This is a genomic window from Bradyrhizobium sp. USDA3516 (genome assembly GCF_057651995.1).
Genome location: NZ_JBYGYN010000012.1, coordinates 276,904 through 292,615, shown reverse-complemented (window position 1 = coordinate 292,615; position 15,712 = coordinate 276,904). Strand labels below are relative to the sequence as shown.

General features: G+C 65.3%; 14 protein-coding genes and 1 pseudogene. 3 read left to right on the top strand and 12 right to left on the bottom strand.

The window, feature by feature from the left end; translation table 11 throughout:
* A pseudogene (locus AC24YW_RS32030) lies at positions 1-773 on the top strand (hypothetical protein); the annotation flags it as partial.
* A 225-nt stretch (positions 774-998) separates the two neighbouring features.
* Here the strand turns inward: AC24YW_RS32030 and AC24YW_RS32025 are convergent.
* From AC24YW_RS32025 to sdhC, 10 genes are all read right to left on the bottom strand, one after another.
* On the bottom strand, positions 999-1,241 hold the full coding sequence (locus AC24YW_RS32025; protein ID WP_487486456.1) for a hypothetical protein: 243 nt from the start codon (positions 1,239-1,241) through the stop codon (positions 999-1,001).
* Positions 1,241-1,726, bottom strand: a complete 486-nt coding sequence (locus AC24YW_RS32020) for a pyridoxamine 5'-phosphate oxidase family protein (RefSeq protein ID WP_487486455.1) — start codon at positions 1,724-1,726, stop codon at positions 1,241-1,243. Before AC24YW_RS32020 ends, AC24YW_RS32025 begins: the two co-directional genes overlap by 1 nt.
* A 66-nt stretch (positions 1,727-1,792) precedes the next feature.
* Positions 1,793-2,179 carry a VOC family protein gene (locus AC24YW_RS32015; RefSeq protein WP_487486454.1) on the bottom strand — a complete coding sequence of 129 codons (387 nt, stop codon included), beginning with the start codon at positions 2,177-2,179 and terminating at the stop codon, positions 1,793-1,795.
* Between the two features lie 25 nt (positions 2,180-2,204).
* A complete protein-coding gene (locus AC24YW_RS32010) occupies positions 2,205-3,029 on the bottom strand; it encodes an FkbM family methyltransferase (protein WP_487486453.1) in 825 nt (274 codons plus the stop codon).
* Between the two features lie 78 nt (positions 3,030-3,107).
* A complete protein-coding gene (locus AC24YW_RS32005; RefSeq protein WP_487486452.1) occupies positions 3,108-5,060 on the bottom strand; it encodes an ABC transporter ATP-binding protein/permease in 1,953 nt (650 codons plus the stop codon).
* 53 nt (positions 5,061-5,113) lie between these two features.
* Positions 5,114-7,267: a hybrid sensor histidine kinase/response regulator gene (locus AC24YW_RS32000; RefSeq protein ID WP_487486451.1), complete on the bottom strand. Its 2,154-nt coding sequence runs from the start codon at positions 7,265-7,267 to the stop codon at positions 5,114-5,116.
* 185 nt (positions 7,268-7,452) lie between these two features.
* The gene (locus AC24YW_RS31995) at positions 7,453-8,235 is read right to left on the bottom strand and encodes a succinate dehydrogenase iron-sulfur subunit (RefSeq protein WP_487486450.1); all 783 of its coding nucleotides are present in this window, start codon (positions 8,233-8,235) and stop codon (positions 7,453-7,455) included.
* Between the two features lie 107 nt (positions 8,236-8,342).
* Positions 8,343-10,178: a succinate dehydrogenase flavoprotein subunit gene (gene sdhA, locus AC24YW_RS31990; RefSeq protein WP_487486449.1), complete on the bottom strand. Its 1,836-nt coding sequence runs from the start codon at positions 10,176-10,178 to the stop codon at positions 8,343-8,345.
* A gap of 3 nt (positions 10,179-10,181) precedes the next feature.
* Positions 10,182-10,598 carry a succinate dehydrogenase, hydrophobic membrane anchor protein gene (gene sdhD, locus AC24YW_RS31985; protein ID WP_487486448.1) on the bottom strand — a complete coding sequence of 139 codons (417 nt, stop codon included), beginning with the start codon at positions 10,596-10,598 and terminating at the stop codon, positions 10,182-10,184.
* Positions 10,595-10,993 (bottom strand): succinate dehydrogenase, cytochrome b556 subunit, encoded by a 399-nt coding sequence (sdhC, locus tag AC24YW_RS31980; protein ID WP_487486447.1) that lies wholly within the window; start codon positions 10,991-10,993, stop codon positions 10,595-10,597. The genes sdhD and sdhC overlap by 4 nt, the downstream gene beginning before the upstream one ends.
* A gap of 522 nt (positions 10,994-11,515) precedes the next feature.
* On the opposite strand from sdhC, the gene AC24YW_RS31975 reads away from it, so the two are divergent.
* Entirely contained in the window at positions 11,516-12,376 is an 861-nt protein-coding gene (locus AC24YW_RS31975) for a sulfite exporter TauE/SafE family protein (protein WP_487486446.1), read from the top strand.
* 134 nt (positions 12,377-12,510) lie between these two features.
* Here the strand turns inward: AC24YW_RS31975 and AC24YW_RS31970 are convergent, their stop codons facing one another.
* Both AC24YW_RS31970 and AC24YW_RS31965 read right to left on the bottom strand, forming a co-directional pair.
* On the bottom strand, positions 12,511-13,008 hold the full coding sequence (locus AC24YW_RS31970; protein ID WP_487486445.1) for a DUF3658 domain-containing protein: 498 nt from the start codon (positions 13,006-13,008) through the stop codon (positions 12,511-12,513).
* 30 nt (positions 13,009-13,038) lie between these two features.
* Positions 13,039-14,568 carry a malonate--CoA ligase gene (locus AC24YW_RS31965; protein WP_487486444.1) on the bottom strand — a complete coding sequence of 510 codons (1,530 nt, stop codon included), beginning with the start codon at positions 14,566-14,568 and terminating at the stop codon, positions 13,039-13,041.
* An 86-nt stretch (positions 14,569-14,654) separates the two neighbouring features.
* On the opposite strand from AC24YW_RS31965, the gene AC24YW_RS31960 reads away from it, so the two are divergent.
* Complete coding sequence (locus tag AC24YW_RS31960; RefSeq protein ID WP_487486443.1) at positions 14,655-15,416, top strand: SDR family oxidoreductase; 762 nt, start codon at positions 14,655-14,657, stop codon at positions 15,414-15,416.
* Positions 15,417-15,712 lie beyond the last annotated feature (296 nt).

Genomic DNA, 15,712 nt, shown 5'->3' with positions numbered 1-15,712 from the left:
AAAAAAAAAAAAAAAAAAAAAAAAAAAAAAAAAAAAAAAAAAAAAAAAAAAAAAAGGGGGAAGGAGAAGGAGAAAAAAGAGAGAGAAAAGAGAGGAGGAGAGGAGGAAGAGGAAGAGGGGGAGAAGAGAAAGAGAAGGGGGAGGGGCGGGCGGAGCAGGCGGTGTTGCCGTCGGCGCAGGCGCCGGGGTCGGCCGGGCCGGTGGAGCCGCTGCGGGAGGCGGCGGCGGGGGCGGCGTCGGGCGAGCCGCAGGCGGCGGTGTGGTGGGAGCCTGCTGCTGCGGAGCCGCTGCGGGAGGCGGTGCTGGCGGCGGGGAGGCCGGGCGTGCGGCAGGCGGTGCCGGCGGCGTTGGAGCGGGACGCGCGGCAGGTGGCGCCGGAGGCGGCGGTGTGGGGGCGTGCTGCTGCGGGGCCGCGGTCGGAGGCGGTGAAGGCTGCTTCGGAGCAGCAGGCGGCGGCGGCGCCGCCGGACGAGCAGCAGGGGGAGATGGGGGTGGCGGAGGTGCCGGGCGGGCCGCAGGGGGAGGCGGAGGCGGCGGCGCTGCCGGGCGCGGCGGTGCTGCGGCCGGAGGGGGAGGCGGTTGGGGCGGTGCAGCCGCCGGCGGCGGAGCCGCGGGGCGCGCGGGAGCTGCAGGCGGTGCGGCCGCAGGCGGTCCCTTCGGCGGCTGCTTCGGTCTTCCGTCAGGGCCCGTGTCTTGCGGCTGGGCCTGAGCGACGACGAGCGGCGCGGCGTCTTGCGCATGCGATGCGGTGGTGGCCAATTGCATCGCGGTGAGAGCCGTCGTCGCAAGCAGCACGAAACGAAGGTTGGTCATGGTGGTGAACTTCCCCGGAAGGTTCTTTGTCGAAGTGTCGTGATGAACGGCTACGCGTTAGGCCGCATTGTGGCGGGCGATGCGACCGCGGTCCGATTTATTTCCGCATGCAGACCATCTCACGATCGCGACGTTCATTGCGCATTCAGGCGCTGGTTGCAATCGCCTGACATTGCTTCGGCCTTTCACGCGTGATCCCGCGGCGGAATTGCATCCGTCGCAGGATTGGGCGTGAGCGGCCCGTTCGGTCCGCGCGATGGGATTTCTTCAGGCATGCGGCCCGGCAATTCCTCGGGCCGCGGCGGCGAGCCGGGCTCGCGCACCGGCGGCGTGATTTCGGGCTGCGGATTGCCGGGCGGGATTCCGGGCGGCGGCTCGGTTGGCGTACCGGGCGTCGAGGGCGGAATCTCGGGCGGTTCAATCGGCATCACATCGAGACCTTGCGGTTCTCGCCGATGTCTGGACGTGTATTCGTGACGGCCGCGGCCGCCATCTTCACGTAGGAGATCACCGTTCCCGGCGAGTCCCAGAACTCGGCGTCGTCAGGCGTCACCTCGAGCACGCGAATATTGGGGTCTTCCGCGGAGTCCCACCAAGCCTTGGCCGGGGTCGAGAACAATTCCTTGATTCTGGCGCGATCGTTCGAGACGACGGCGGTACCCGTCAGCGAGACATATTTCTGGCTGCCGGCATCCGCGAACGACAGGTTGATGGAAGGGTTGCGCGCGATTTCCTCATCCTTGTGACGGCGCGCATCGGTGAGGAAGAAAATCGTGTTGGCATCGCGGTCGAGAAAGGCGCTCATCGGCCGCGCGCGGAGCTTGTCGCCGTCGCGCGTGACCAACATGGCGAATCCGATCGTCTTCATCAGATCCCAGACGCGATCGACGTCACGGGCATTGTCGTTGGCCATGTCGTGCTCCCTGTTGCAAGGAACAATAACGGCCTGGCGGGAACGATGTTCCCGCGAGATTCCTTCCTATTCCGGCGCGTGGCAGACCGCTTCGATATTGTGGCCGTCGGGGTCGAGCACGAAGGCGCCGTAATAGTTCGCGTGATAATGCGGACGGATGCCGGGCGGGCCGTTGTCGCGGCCGCCCGCCGCCATCGCCGTCTTGTAGAACGCATCGACTGTGGCGCGATCCTTGGCGCGGATGGCGACATGCACCGGCTTGTTCATCGCGCCCTCGCCGCCGATCCAGAAATCGGGCTTGCCGTCGGCACCGAAGCCTGCAGCCGCTGCGTGTCCGGTCTGCTCGGCCGTGACTTCCATGATCAGGCTGTAGCCGAGCGGCGCGAGCGCCGTTGCGTAGAACGCCTTCGCGCGCTCATAGTCCGACACCGAGATGCCCAGATGGTCGATCATCGCCAACCTCCCTTGTTCGTCCCTGTCAGCGGGACAGAAACGTATTGCTTCGCGTCTTGCGCACGATCGTAAAGCCGCGCCCGACCATGTCGGCAACACAATCCTGCTCCCATTCGTTTTGGGACAGATGCTCGATCACCACAGCACGCGGCCACAGCGATTGCGGTGCGTCGCGGAAGAAGCCGATCAGCACGCGGTCCTCAAAACCCTCGACGTCGATCTTGAGCGAATCGACATGGCCGACGCCGGCCTCCTCCAGAATGCGTACCAGGCGCAGCGACGGCACCTTGATGGCCTCGGCACTGGCCGTGCCGGTGACGACATGGGTGGCGCCGAGGTTGCCGCCGCCGCTCTCGATCATCAGCGCGCCGTCGCTGTCGCCCGCGGCGGCCTGCACCAGGCGCACCTGCGGCGCCTTCGACGCGGCGTGGTTGAACGAGAGCCGTCCGAAGGTCAGCGGATGCGGCTCGATCGCCACCACTTTTCCTGTTGGACCGACCTGCCGTGCCATCACCAGCGCAAAGGTGCCGACATTGGCGCCGACGTCGACGAACGTGCCGCCCGCAGGGGTATGGCGCCGCAGGAAATCGAGCTCGTCGAGATTGTAGTCGGGATTGAACAGCGCGCCGCGTTCGGTTGCACTGCCCTGATGATGTAGGCGGAACGAGGCGCCCTGATATTGCACGTCGACCGGGCCGCTGCGCACCAGGTTGACCAGCCGCGACATCCACGGCCGGAACGCGCCGCGCTTCAGCCCCGACCGTTGAGCGAGGCGGATGATCGCGGCCTGCGCCGCATTGGGCGCGAACGCGCCGAACGGCGCGGGCGAAGGGGCATTGTCGGACGTCAAGCAGCAGATCCTCGTTGCAGGCGGCGCATGCATAACCGGTTTTGACGAGGACTCCAACTTCAGGTCCCGGCGTACGGATTACGCTGCCCTCTTCGGAGCCTTGCGCTGCCTCAAGAACCGCCCGAGCAACCTGCGCCTGCCCTTGCGCGGAATCAGGTCGATATCGCTGACGAGCTTGGCGCCGCCCTTGCGCCGCTCCAGGACGATCTTGCGGCTGTGGAAAGCCTCCAGCTCGGCGCGATGCGCGACGCTGACGATGGTCGCCTTCGGCAGCTCCTCGGTGATGATCTTCATCATCTTGTCCTGGCTCTTCTCGTCCAGCGCCGAGGTCGCTTCATCGAGCACGACGATGTCGGGGTTGTGCAGCAACAGCCGCGCAAAGGCGAGCCGCTGCTTCTCGCCGCCTGACAAGGTCTGGTCCCACGGTGCTTCCTCCTCGATCTTCTCCTTGAGATGATCGAGACCGACCTTGTGCAGGGCTTCTCCGATCTCGTCCAAAGTCCAGTGGTCGGCCGCGCCGGGATAGGCGACCGCGCGGCGCAGCGACCCTGAGGGCACGTAGGGCCGCTGCGGCAGCATGAACAGCCGGCGGTCGGCATGGAAATTCACGCTGCCGCCGCCCCACGGCCACAGTCCGGCGATGGCGCGCACCAGCGTGCTCTTGCCGGTGCCGGATTCGCCGGCGACCAGGAGCCGCTCGCCGGGCTCGATCACCACCTCGGTCTCGCCGACGACGGCGGTGCCGTCGTCGAGGGTGACCGAGAGATCCTTCAGTTCCAGCATGGCCTCGTTGCTGGTCTCGCCGCGCTTGATGCGGCCGAGGCCATCGCCCTGTTCGGCGCGCTCGAGGCCGTCGAGCGACATCATCAGCGAGGCGATGCGGCGCGCACAGGCGTTCCAGTCGGCGAGCCGCGGATAATTGTCGACCAGCCAGCCGAATGCGCTCTGCACGATGGTGAAGGCGGATGCGGCCTGCATCACCTGGCCCAGCGACATGCTGCCGTCGAGGAATTTCGGTGCGCAGAGCAGAAGCGGCACCACCGGCGCAACGAGGCTCGATCCTTGCGACACCAGCGTGGTGCGCATGTGCTGGCCGGCGAGCCGCGCCCATTGCCGCAGCACGTTGGTGAAGTTGCGATCGATGCCGTCGCGCTCCTCCTCCTCGCCGCCGAGCAGGGCGATGCTCTCGCCGTTCTCGCGCACGCGCGTCAGGGTGTAGCGGAAGTCGGCTTCGGCCTGGTTCTTGCCCTCGGAGACCTGCACGAAGCGGCGGCCGATCACCAGGATCGAGCTGGAGGCGATCGCGGCGTAGAGCATCGCGGCGATCACCAGGAAGCCCGGTATGGTCACCGACGAACCGCCGAGCGTGACGGTAAGTGCCCCGCCGATGGTCCAGAGCACGACGATGAAGGTCGCGGCCGACAGCAGCGCCGACGTCACGCCGGCGAGGAAGTCGACGGGGGAGTCGGTCGCAATCCGCAAATCCTCCGCGATCCGGTATTCGGGATTCTTGTGGTCGCCGCCGACAAGGTTGAGCTGATAGTAGCGCCCGTTCTTGAGCCACCGTGTCAGCACGCTCGCCGTCAGCCAGGCGCGCCAGCGCCGCTGGATGCCCATGCGCGCGAACACCTGCACGACTGCGAGCACGATGCTGCCGATCGCGAGCGGGAAGAACATTGCGGTGAGATGGAAGACGCTCGCTGCATCGCGCTTCTCGATGGCGTCGAAGATCGCGCGATTCCAGACATTGATGCCGTATTGGAAGCCGACGGTCAGCACGATCAGCAGGCCGAGACCGATCGAGAACGGCCAGGCGAGGCGGTCGCCGTTGCGGCCCCAGAAGCCGCGGGCGCTGATCCAGAACCGCGTCAGCAGATAATCCTTGCGGACCTGCTCGGCTTCCTCGGGTGACAATTCAGGGGGTTCGACCAGCTCGGGTGGCGGCGGTGTCACTTCATCGCCGTTCTCGCTCTGAATACTGACGATGGGCGGCTTCTTGCCCTGTTCACGCGTCGCAGCCGGCTTGTGCATGAGTGGACAACGCCAAGGGAACTCTGCCGGTTCCCGCGAGGTTCCGCGGGTCCCTATTCGGCGGCGCCGTCCCTCACCCGCCGTATCCGCGCCGCCCGATGCAGGACGCGCGACAATTCCTCGATCGAATAAGGCTTTTGCACGAGGTCGCAGCCGCCGGCCCCCTCCTGCGACAGGGCCTGGCTGTAGCCGGTGGTCAGCACGACCGGCACGCCGATGCCGCGCTCGCGGATCGCCTGCGCCAGGTCGAGCCCGGTCATCCCGGGCATCACCACGTCCGAGAACACGACATCGAAACGGTCGGCGTCCACGACGAGCTCGGCGAGCGCGTCGGTCGCGTTGTCGACCAGCGTGATGCTGTAGCCGAGCTCGGTGAGCCCGTCGGCGGCGAAATTGGCCAGCTCGATATTGTCCTCGACCACCAGCACCGACATGCCGCTGCCGGCCACCGCCGGCGCCGTGTTGGGGGCCTGGCGCTGCGGCAGCAGGTCCGGCGGCACGCGCGGCAGATAGAGCGAGAAGGTGCTGCCGTGCCCCACCTCGCTCGTCACGGTCACTTCGCCGCCGGACTGCCGGGCGAAGCCGAACACCTGGGACAGGCCGAGGCCGGTGCCGCGGCCGACCTGCTTGGTGGTGAAGAACGGCTCGAAGATGCGGCCGAGCCGCGCGGCGGGAATGCCGACGCCGGTGTCGCTGACGGTGACGCGGACGAAGCCGTGGTCCGCCATGCCCGGGCTGGCCGAAAGCTGCACCAGCGCGTCCGGAACGGTCGTCGTGGCCTCGACCTTGAAAACGATTCGTCCCTGGCCCTGCATGGCATCGCGCGCATTGGTCGCCATGTTGATCAGCGCCGTCTCGAACTGGCTGGCATCGGCATTGACGAGGCACGGCTCCGCCGGCAGCTGCATGACGATCTCGATTGCAGGGCCCAGCAGCGTGGCGAGCATGTCGTGCAGCGACTGCACCCGTGCGCCGGCGTCGAACACCTCCGGCTTGAGGGTCTGGCGCCGCGCAAAGGCGAGCAGTTGCGAGGTCAGCTTGGCCGCACGCGCCACCGAATCGGCGATGGCGGTGATGTAGCGCTGTCGCCGCTCCTCCGTCAGCTGCGGACGGTTCAAGAGATCGACCGAGGCGCGGATCACCGTCAGGAGATTGTTGAAGTCGTGCGCGACGCCGCCGGTGAGCTGGCCAAGCGCTTCCAGGCGCTGGCTGTGCTTGAGCGCCTCCTCGGCCTCGCGCCGCTTGGCAGCTTCCGCCTGAAGGTGCTGGGTACGGCGCAGGGCGAGCGCCAGCAGCAGGAACAGCAGCGCGGTGGCGGGAATGCCGAACACCAGATGCTGGCCGATGGTGGCGAGCCAGCGTGCGCGGATCGCGGAGGTCTCGAGCCCGGCGCTGACATAGATCGGATATTCGGCGACGCGCCGGTAAGCGATGCGCCGCTCGATGCCGTCCGAGGGCCAGGCGACCGTGATGAGGCCGTGCACGGGCTGGGCCGCGATCTTCTGGCCCACCGGTCCGGTCGGATCGAGCCGAAGCTCGTGGTCGAGCCGGGGAAAATGCGCGAGCATTGCGCCGTCGGTGCGCCCCATCGCGAAGAAGCTGCCCGGATCGGTGCCGATCCTGGCATAGAAGCTTTCGAAATATTCCGGCAGCACGGAGGCCTGGATCACGCCGATGAAGCGGCCGTCGTCGGAGTCGCGGCGGCGGCTGACCCCGAAGAAGCGGGCGCCCTGATAGGGTGGGCGCGGCGTCAGCGCCGAGCCGATGAACGTGCCGATGCTCTGGTCGACATGGGCATAAAAGTAATCGCGATCCGCAAAGCTCAGGTCCGGCGGTGGCGAGACGAGACTGTTGACCAACGCCTTTCCGTTCGCGTCGAAGATCCAGGCCGATTTGAGCTGCGGCAGCGAATCGGTCAGCCGCCTCAGCCGGCGATGCAGCGTCGGCTCCCGTTCGCGGATGTTGCCGTCGGGAAGGCCGCGCACGACTTCGTTGAGCTCGGCGATGCTGCGGTCGATGGTTTCGAAGACCTTGAGCGCGTGCTCATGCGCGACGTCGACCGTGCGCTCGATCTCGCGGTCGGCGGTATCGTTGGTCGATGTGTAGGAGATCGCGGCGGCGACGACGAACAGCCCAACTGGCAGCGCCAGGGATGCCGCCATCATCCACTGCAGCAGTCTCAGCGAGTTGCGTTGCGCCCTCTGCACAGTCGCTCCGTCCCTGACGGGAGCTTAACTGAATCCCGCGCAAGGAAGGAAGCAGCTTGTGCCGGAACCGCTGGTTGCGAGCCGGAAATTTGCGCGTCGAGCGGGTCAGAGAAAAATTCTGCTCGAATTGACGGCAAATGCAGGACGTCCCGGCCGGTTTGGCCGGGACGGAAGCGGACTTCGTCTCAGATCTGCCGCTCGACCATCTTGAGCTTGAGCTCGGCGATGGCTTCGGCCGGGTTGAGGCCCTTCGGGCAGGCCTTGGCGCAATTCATGATGGTGTGACAGCGATAGAGCCGGAACGGGTCTTCGAGATTGTCGAGCCGCTCGCCGGTCGCCTCATCCCGCGAATCCGAGACCCAGCGATTGGCCTGGAGCAGTGCGGCGGGGCCGAGATAGCGCTCGCTGTTCCACCAATAGCTCGGGCAGGAGGTCGAGCAGCAGGCGCAGAGGATGCACTCGTACAGGCCGTCGAGCTTCTCGCGGTCCTCGTGGCTCTGGCGCCATTCCTTCTGCGGCGTCGGCGAGGTCGTCTTCAGCCAGGGCTCGACCGAGGCGTATTGCGCGTAGAAATTGGTCAGGTCGGGAACGAGGTCCTTCACCACCGGCTGGTGCGGCAGCGGGTTGATCTTCACCGCGCCGTCCTTCACGTCGTGCATCGATTTGGTGCAGGCCAGCGTGTTCTGGCCGTCGATGTTCATGGCGCAGGAGCCGCAGACGCCTTCGCGGCAGGAGCGGCGGAAGGTCAGCGACGGGTCGATGTGGTTCTTGATCCAGATCAGGCCGTCCAGCACCATCGGACCGCAATCATGGGTGTCGACGTAATAGGTGTCGACGCTCGGATTCTTGCCGTCGTCCGGATTCCAGCGATAGACCTTGAACTCGCGCAGCTCGGTCGCGCCCGCGGGCTTCGGCCAGGTCTTGCCGCCTGATATCTTGGAGTTCTTCGGAAGTGCGAATTCAACCATTGCTCTAACCTTTCGTCATTCCGGGGCGATGCGGAGCATCGAACCCGGAATCTCGAGATTCCGGGTCTGGTCCTTCGGACCATCCCGGAATGACGGCTACTGTTCGATCAATACACGCGCGCCTTCGGCGGAATGTACTGCACGTCGTTGGTCATGGTGTAGTTGTGAACCGGGCGATACTCGATCCTGACCTTGCCGGCATCGTCCAGCCAGGCCAGCGTGTGTTTCATCCAGTTCTTGTCGTCGCGTTCGGAGAAGTCCTCGCGGGCATGGGCGCCGCGGCTCTCGGTACGGTTGGCCGCCGAGTTCATCGTCACCACCGCCTGCGAGATCAGGTTGTCGAATTCGAGCGTCTCGACGAGATCGGAATTCCACACCAGCGAGCGGTCCGACACGCCGATGTCGGTGATGCCGCTGTGGACCTTCGCGATCAGGTTCTGGCCTTCGCTCAGCACTTCGCCGGTGCGGAACACCGCGCAGTTGGTCTGCATCACATTCTGCATGCCTTCCCGCAGCTTCGCGGTCGGCGTGCCGCCGGACGCGTAGCGGTAATGGTCGAGGCGGCCGAGTGCCATCTCGGCGGAGTTCGCCGGCAGCTCCGGCTGCTTGCCGTTCGGCGTGAGCTTCTCCGCAAGGCGCAGTGCCGCGGCGCGGCCGAACACGACGAGGTCGATCAGTGAGTTGGAGCCGAGGCGGTTGGCGCCGTGCACGGAGACGCAGGCGGCTTCGCCGATCGCCATCAGGCCGGGGATCACCGCGTTGTCGTCGCCGTCCTTCTTGGTCAGCACCTCGCCGTGATAATTCGTGGGGATGCCGCCCATGTTGTAGTGCACGGTCGGCACGATCGGGATCGGCTCGCGCGTCACGTCGACATTGGCGAAGATCTTGGCCGATTCCGAGATGCCAGGCAGGCGCTCGGCGAGCACGGCGGGATCGAGATGGTCGAGATGCAGGAAGATGTGGTCCTTCTTCTTGCCGACGCCGCGACCCTCGCGGATCTCGATGGTCATTGCGCGCGAGACCACGTCGCGCGAGGCGAGGTCCTTCGCCGACGGCGCGTAGCGCTCCATGAAGCGCTCGCCCTCGGAGTTGACGAGATAGCCGCCTTCGCCGCGCGCACCCTCGGTGACGAGACAGCCCGAGCCGTAGATGCCGGTCGGGTGGAACTGCACGAACTCCATGTCCTGCATCGGCAGGCCCGCGCGCAGCACCATGCCGCCGCCGTCGCCGGTGCAGGTGTGCGCCGAGGTGCAGGAGGCATAGGCGCGGCCGTAGCCGCCGGTCGCCAGGATCGTGGTCTGAGCGCGGAAGCGATGCAGCGTGCCGTCGTCGAGCTTGAGCGCGATGACGCCGCGGCAGGTGCCCTGGTCGTCCATGATCAGGTCGATGGCGAAGAATTCGATGAAGAACTCGGCCGCGTGGCGCAGCGACTGGCCGTACATCGTGTGCAGCATGGCGTGGCCGGTGCGGTCCGCGGCGGCGCAGGTGCGCTGCGCCTGGGCCTTGCCGAACTCGGTGGTCATGCCGCCGAACGGACGCTGGTAGATCTTGCCGTCCTCGGTGCGCGAGAACGGCACGCCCCAATGCTCGAGCTCGTAGACCGCGTCCGGCGCGTTGCGCACCATGTATTCGATCGCGTCCTGGTCGCCGAGCCAGTCCGACCCCTTCACGGTGTCGTACATGTGCCAGCGCCAGTCGTCCTTGTGCATGTTGCCGAGCGAGGCGGAGATTCCGCCCTGCGCCGCGACCGTGTGCGAACGGGTCGGAAACACCTTGGTGATGCAGGCGGTGCGAAGGCCGGCCTCGCTGCAGCCGACGACAGCGCGCAGGCCCGCGCCGCCGGCGCCGACCACGACGACGTCGTAGGTGTGGTCTTCGATCGGATAGGCTTTTCCGTTGGTGGCGGGAGCGCCGTTGCCCTTGCCATTGGTCTCAGCGGCCATGGGTTACACTCCGGAAGAAAGTTTCAGGATCGCGTAGGTCGAGGCGAGCGCCACCGCGGCCGAGAAGAAATTGTTGAGCATGATCGCGGTGAGCTTCAGCTTTTCGTTGTGGACGTAGTCCTCGATCACCACCTGCATGCCGATCTTCATGTGCCAGGCGCTGGCGAGGATGAAGAGGAGCAGGATCACCGCAACAGGGATGGAGCTCAGGGTCTGCGCCGCGTAGACCTGGTTGCGGCCGAGCAGCATCATGATGATCACCAGCGCGGGGATCATCAGCAGCGTCATGGCGACGCCGGTGATGCGCTGGCGCCAGAAATCGGTGGTGCCGGAATGCGCGGCGCCGAGATTGCGGACGCGGCCGAGCGGCGTGCGCATCGAGGGACGTTTCGGGGAGCCGTGGGATTCGTCGAAACTCATCGGCCGCCTCCGTTCGCATAGGCGATGATCCAGATCAGCACCGTCAGCGCGATCCCGCCGATCAGGGCGCCCCAGGTCAGCGCTTCGCGCTCATTGGGCTTGAAGCCGTAGCCGAGGTCCCAGACGAAATGCCGGATGCCGCTGAGCATATGGTGCATCAGGGCCCAGGTGTAGCCGAACACGATCAGCCGGCCGATGATGCTGCTGGAGAACGCCTGGACGTGGGCATAGGCGGCCGGGCCGGAGGCCGCGGCAACCAGCCACCAGACCAGCAGCAGGGTTCCGAGATAGAGGGCGATACCGGTGGCGCGATGGAGGATGGACAGAGCCATCGTCAGCGTCCAGCGATAGGTTTGGATGTGCGGCGAAAGCGGTCGTTCGATCCGTGCGGTCATGGGCGGCTTTTGATGTTTGTTGCGGCCCAGCATGGGGCGCGCGGGGATCGCGAAAGGTGGGCTCTATTTACGGAGTCGATTTGGCCTGCGCAATCACCAAATCGCCATAAACCGAACTGTGGTTCAGCTCTATGGCCTTGATGAACCAAGGCCAATCAGGGTCTTGGTATACCAGCATCTCGGTCCGCCAAGGAGGATAAGAATTAGCATTCACTTCTTGGGCGAGGGACGTTACGGCGCATTGAAATCACTATTGGAACGCCTCTAAGCCAGGGTGGGGCTCGTCGTCGCAACTGCCCGTGAATGATGCCGCGTGCGAACCAGCGCGGCTGTTGCCCCATTGCAGTTCTCGGCCACGTGCACCGGTTCGCGCGCTGCGGGCCGATATGCGCAGCCTGCATTCCACCCCAGCCGGGCCCCGCGACGTGTCGACCGCCGAAATCGGATCGCCTACAGCTGCCGATGCGGTCGGCTCCGAACGTGCGTATCGGGCGGGCCGACCGGGTGCCGCGCAGGTCTGGGGTGATTGCAGGTCTTGAGATCAGGGACATCGTCGAGCTCGCGCTGCTGCTGATCGCAACCGGCGCGCTCTCGGGATTCCTCGCCGGCGTGTTCGGCATCGGCGGCGGCGCGATTCTCGTGCCGGTGTTCTACGAATGCTTCCGCATCGCCGGCGTGCCGCTGGAGGTGCGGATGCCGCTCTGCGTCGGCACCTCGCTCGCCGTGATCATCCCGACCTCGATCCGCTCGTTTCAGGCGCATTACAAGCGCGGCGCGGTCGACATGACGATCCTGCGGGTCTGGTGGCTGCCGATCCTGATCGGCGTCGTTTCGGGGAGCGTGGTTGCGCGCTTCGCGCCCGAGCGGCTGTTCAAGATCGTGTTCGTCGCCGTCGCCTGGTCAGCCGCGGTCCGGCTGATCTTTGCGCGCGAGACCTGGAAGCTCGGCGATGATCTGCCGAAGGGCCCGTTGATGCGCGTCTACGGCTTCTGCGTCGGCATCCTCTCGACCCTGATGGGCATCGGCGGCGGCCTGTTCTCGAACCTCTTGATGACCTTCTACAGCCGCCCCATTCATCAGGCGGTCGCGACCTCGTCGGCGCTCGCGGTGCTGATCTCCATCCCCGGCGCGCTCGGTTACATCTATGCCGGCTGGCCCGCCGCCGCGAACTATCCGGCTGTCGCCGCGCTGCAAATTCCTTTCGCACTTGGCTACGTCTCGCTGATTGGCGCCGTGCTGGTGATGCCGATGAGCCTCGTCACGGCGCCGCTCGGCGTGAGAGCCGCGCATGCGATGTCGAAGCGCACGCTGGAGATGGCGTTCGGGTGCTATCTGTTGATCGTCGGCAGCCGGTTTGTGCTGAGCCTGGTCGGCGGGCAGTAGCCGGCACGACCTCCGTCATTGCGAGCGAAGCGAAGCAATCCAGGCTTTCTCCGCGGAACGACTCTGGATTGCTTCGTCGCAAGTGCTCCTCGCAATGACGGGTGAGAGAGCAGAGCCTAGAATCGCAAGGCTGATTAGTCCTTCAGTCGCACTTCGCTGTGGAGCCAGGATTGGATATTGCCGATGCCTTCGATGCGATCGGAATCGGAAAGCACCTTCAATCGCGCAGCAATCACTTCGCCTTCGATCGGCAATCCAAGCTCTTTGCAGCGATCCATCACATAGGTGACCATCATCGCGGTTTTTCGCCAAGTCGGCTTCATGACCGACAAGATGATTTCATCGAACTGCTGCTCGGTTACTCCCGGCGGGAGCTGCACCTCGTCCCACGTGAGCTCGCAGATATAGCTATGAGGTTCTCGATTGGACTTCGGGGGCTCTAAGTCTGGATACTGATCATAAAGCGGCTGGAGCAACTCGTCTTCCAAAGTGCCGACAACTTCGTCGAGCCAGTCACCGAGTTCGATGCGCTCGGCCTTGGCAAGCCCTGCGATCGCCGTTCGAGCTCGATCCAGTGCCGCATAAGCATCGAGGAGCTCATCGTTGATCCGGATAGCCTGTTCGCGCTTCATGCGTCTCCCCACCCCGGAGCGATTGGGCCCCTATTTCTTCGCGTAAATATCCTTGTACGTCTCGCGCAGCACGTTCTTCTGCACCTTGCCCATGGTGTTGCGCGGCAGCTCGTCGACCACGAACACCCGCTTGGGCATCTTGAATTTCGCGAGGCGCCCGTCGAGGCCCTTCAGCACGGCCGCTTCATCGATGCTCGCGCCGGGCTGGCGCACCAGCACCGCGGTGACGCCCTCGCCGAAATCGGCGTGCGGTACGCCGATCACGGCGGATTCGATCACGCCGGGCATGGCGTCGATCTCGCTCTCGATTTCCTTGGGGTAGACGTTGAAGCCGCCGGAGATCACGAGATCCTTGCCGCGGCCGAGGATGTGCACGTAGCCCTTCGCGTCGATCTTGCCGAGATCGCCGGTGATGAAGAACCCGTCGGGGCGGAACTCGGCCTTGGTCTTCTCCGGCATGCGCCAATAGCCCTTGAAGACGTTCGGTCCCTTCACCTCGATCATGCCGATTTCGTCGCGCGCCAGCTCTTTCCCTGTGTCGGGATCGGTCACGCGCACGGAGACGCCCGGCAGCGGAAAGCCGACCGCGCCGGGCACGCGCTCGCCGTCATACGGGTTCGACGTGTTCATGTTGGTTTCGGTCATGCCGTAGCGCTCGAGCACGGCGTGCCCCGTACGCGCCGACCATTCGCGATGGGTGTCGGCGAGCAGCGGCGCCGAGCCCGAGATGAACAGCCGCATGTGCTTCGTCGTCTCGTGCGACAGCGCAGGGTTCTGCAGCAGGCGGGTGTAGAAGGTCGGCACCCCCATCAGCACCGTGGCGCGCGCCATCAGTTTGATGATCAGGTCCGGATCGAGCTTCGGCAGGAAGATCATCGATGCGCGCGCGAACAGCGTCACGTTGGTCGCCACGAACAGGCCGTGGGTGTGATAGATCGGCAGCGCGTGGATCAGGACATCCTTGTCCGTGAAGCGCCAATAGTCGACGAGCGAGAGCGAGTTGGACGCGAGATTGTCGTGGCTGAGCATCGCGCCCTTGGAGCGGCCCGTCGTGCCCGAGGTGTAAAGGATCGCGGCGAGATCGTCATTTGCACGCGGCACCGTCGTGAACTCGCGGCTTGCCTTCTCGGCGGCCTCCGTCAGCGAGCCCTTGCCGTCCGCCCCGAGCGTCTCGACCTTCGCCTTCACCTTCGCGGCGATCGGCGCAAGCCCTTCCGCCTTGGAGGGATCGCAGACCACGAGCGACGGCTCGGCATCGCCGATGAAGTAGTCGAGCTCGTTCAGCGTATAGGCCGTGTTCAGCGGCAGATAGACCGCGCCGGCACGCACCGTGCCGAGATAGAGCACGATGTTGGCGACCGACTTCTCCACCTGCACCGCGACGCGGTCGCCGGGCTTCACGCCGCGGGCGACCAGCACGTTGGCCATCTGGCCCGCGCGTGCGATCAGATCGCCATAGCTGATATGGACGCCGTCATGCGTCTCGATCGCGAGCCGCTTCGGATCGGCGAGGCCGTCGAACAGGCGGGAAAACAGGTTGGCGTTGGCAGCTTGGTTCATGCAACATTCCTCGCCGGCACAGGCCGGTCAAAACCGAGGGCTGGATTAGCAAAAACCGCCCCGATGAAGCAACGGAGACAGTTTGCATGTCAAAAAGCGGGAAACGCGTGGCCTGGGTCACGGGCGGTGGCAGCGGGATCGGGGAGGCCGGCGCCGAGGCGCTGGCTGCCGACGGCTGGATGGTGGTGGTGTCTGGCCGGCGGCAGTCAGCCCTGGATACCGTGGTGGCCAACATCACCGGGGCCGGTGGGGCGGCCGAGGCCATCGCACTCGACGTCTCCGACGCGGCCGCAGCCCAGAAGGCGGCCGACCAGATCGTCGCGAAGCACGGCCGCATCGACCTGCTCGTCAACAATGCCGGCATCAATGTTCCCAAGCGCAGCTGGAAGGACATGGAGCTGGAGGGCTGGGACAAGCTGGTCCAGGTCAACCTCAACGGCGTGCTCTATTGCATGCGCGCGGTGCTGCCGACGATGCGCAAGCAGCAGGACGGTTCCATCATCAACGTCTCGTCCTGGGCCGGCCGTCACGTCTCGAAGATGCCGGGCCCGGCCTACACCACCACCAAGCACGCGGTGCTGGCGCTGACCCATTCCTTCAACATGGACGAATGCGTCAACGGCCTGCGCGCCTGCTGCCTGATGCCGGGCGAGGTGGCGACGCCGATCCTGAAGCTGCGTCCGGTGGTGCCGAGCGAGGCCGAGCAGGCGAAGATGCTGCAACCGGAAGATCTCGGCCGCACCATCGCCTTCATTGCGAGCATGCCGGCGCGCGTCTGCATCAACGAGGTGCTGATCAGCCCGACGCACAATCGCGGCTTCATCCAGACGCCGAACAACAGGGATTGATTGACCCCGTCATTGCGAGCCACCGGGTCCGCGCGAAGCGCGGCCCGATGACAGGCTGCGCGAAGCAATCCAGGATGCGTCCGCGGACACAGTCTGGATTGGTTCGTCGCAAGGGCTCCTCGCAATGACAGTGGATGGACCTCACGAAAATCACCGCCGATAGTTTCACCCATCACAAAGAATTTTTCCTCGAAACCGTCCCGCAAACCCTCCCGTAGTTCGGTCCAACGACGGCACTGCTGCATCACCCTGAACTGTCGCAGGCGCCGTTGTTGCCCAACTCAACGCCGGCCATC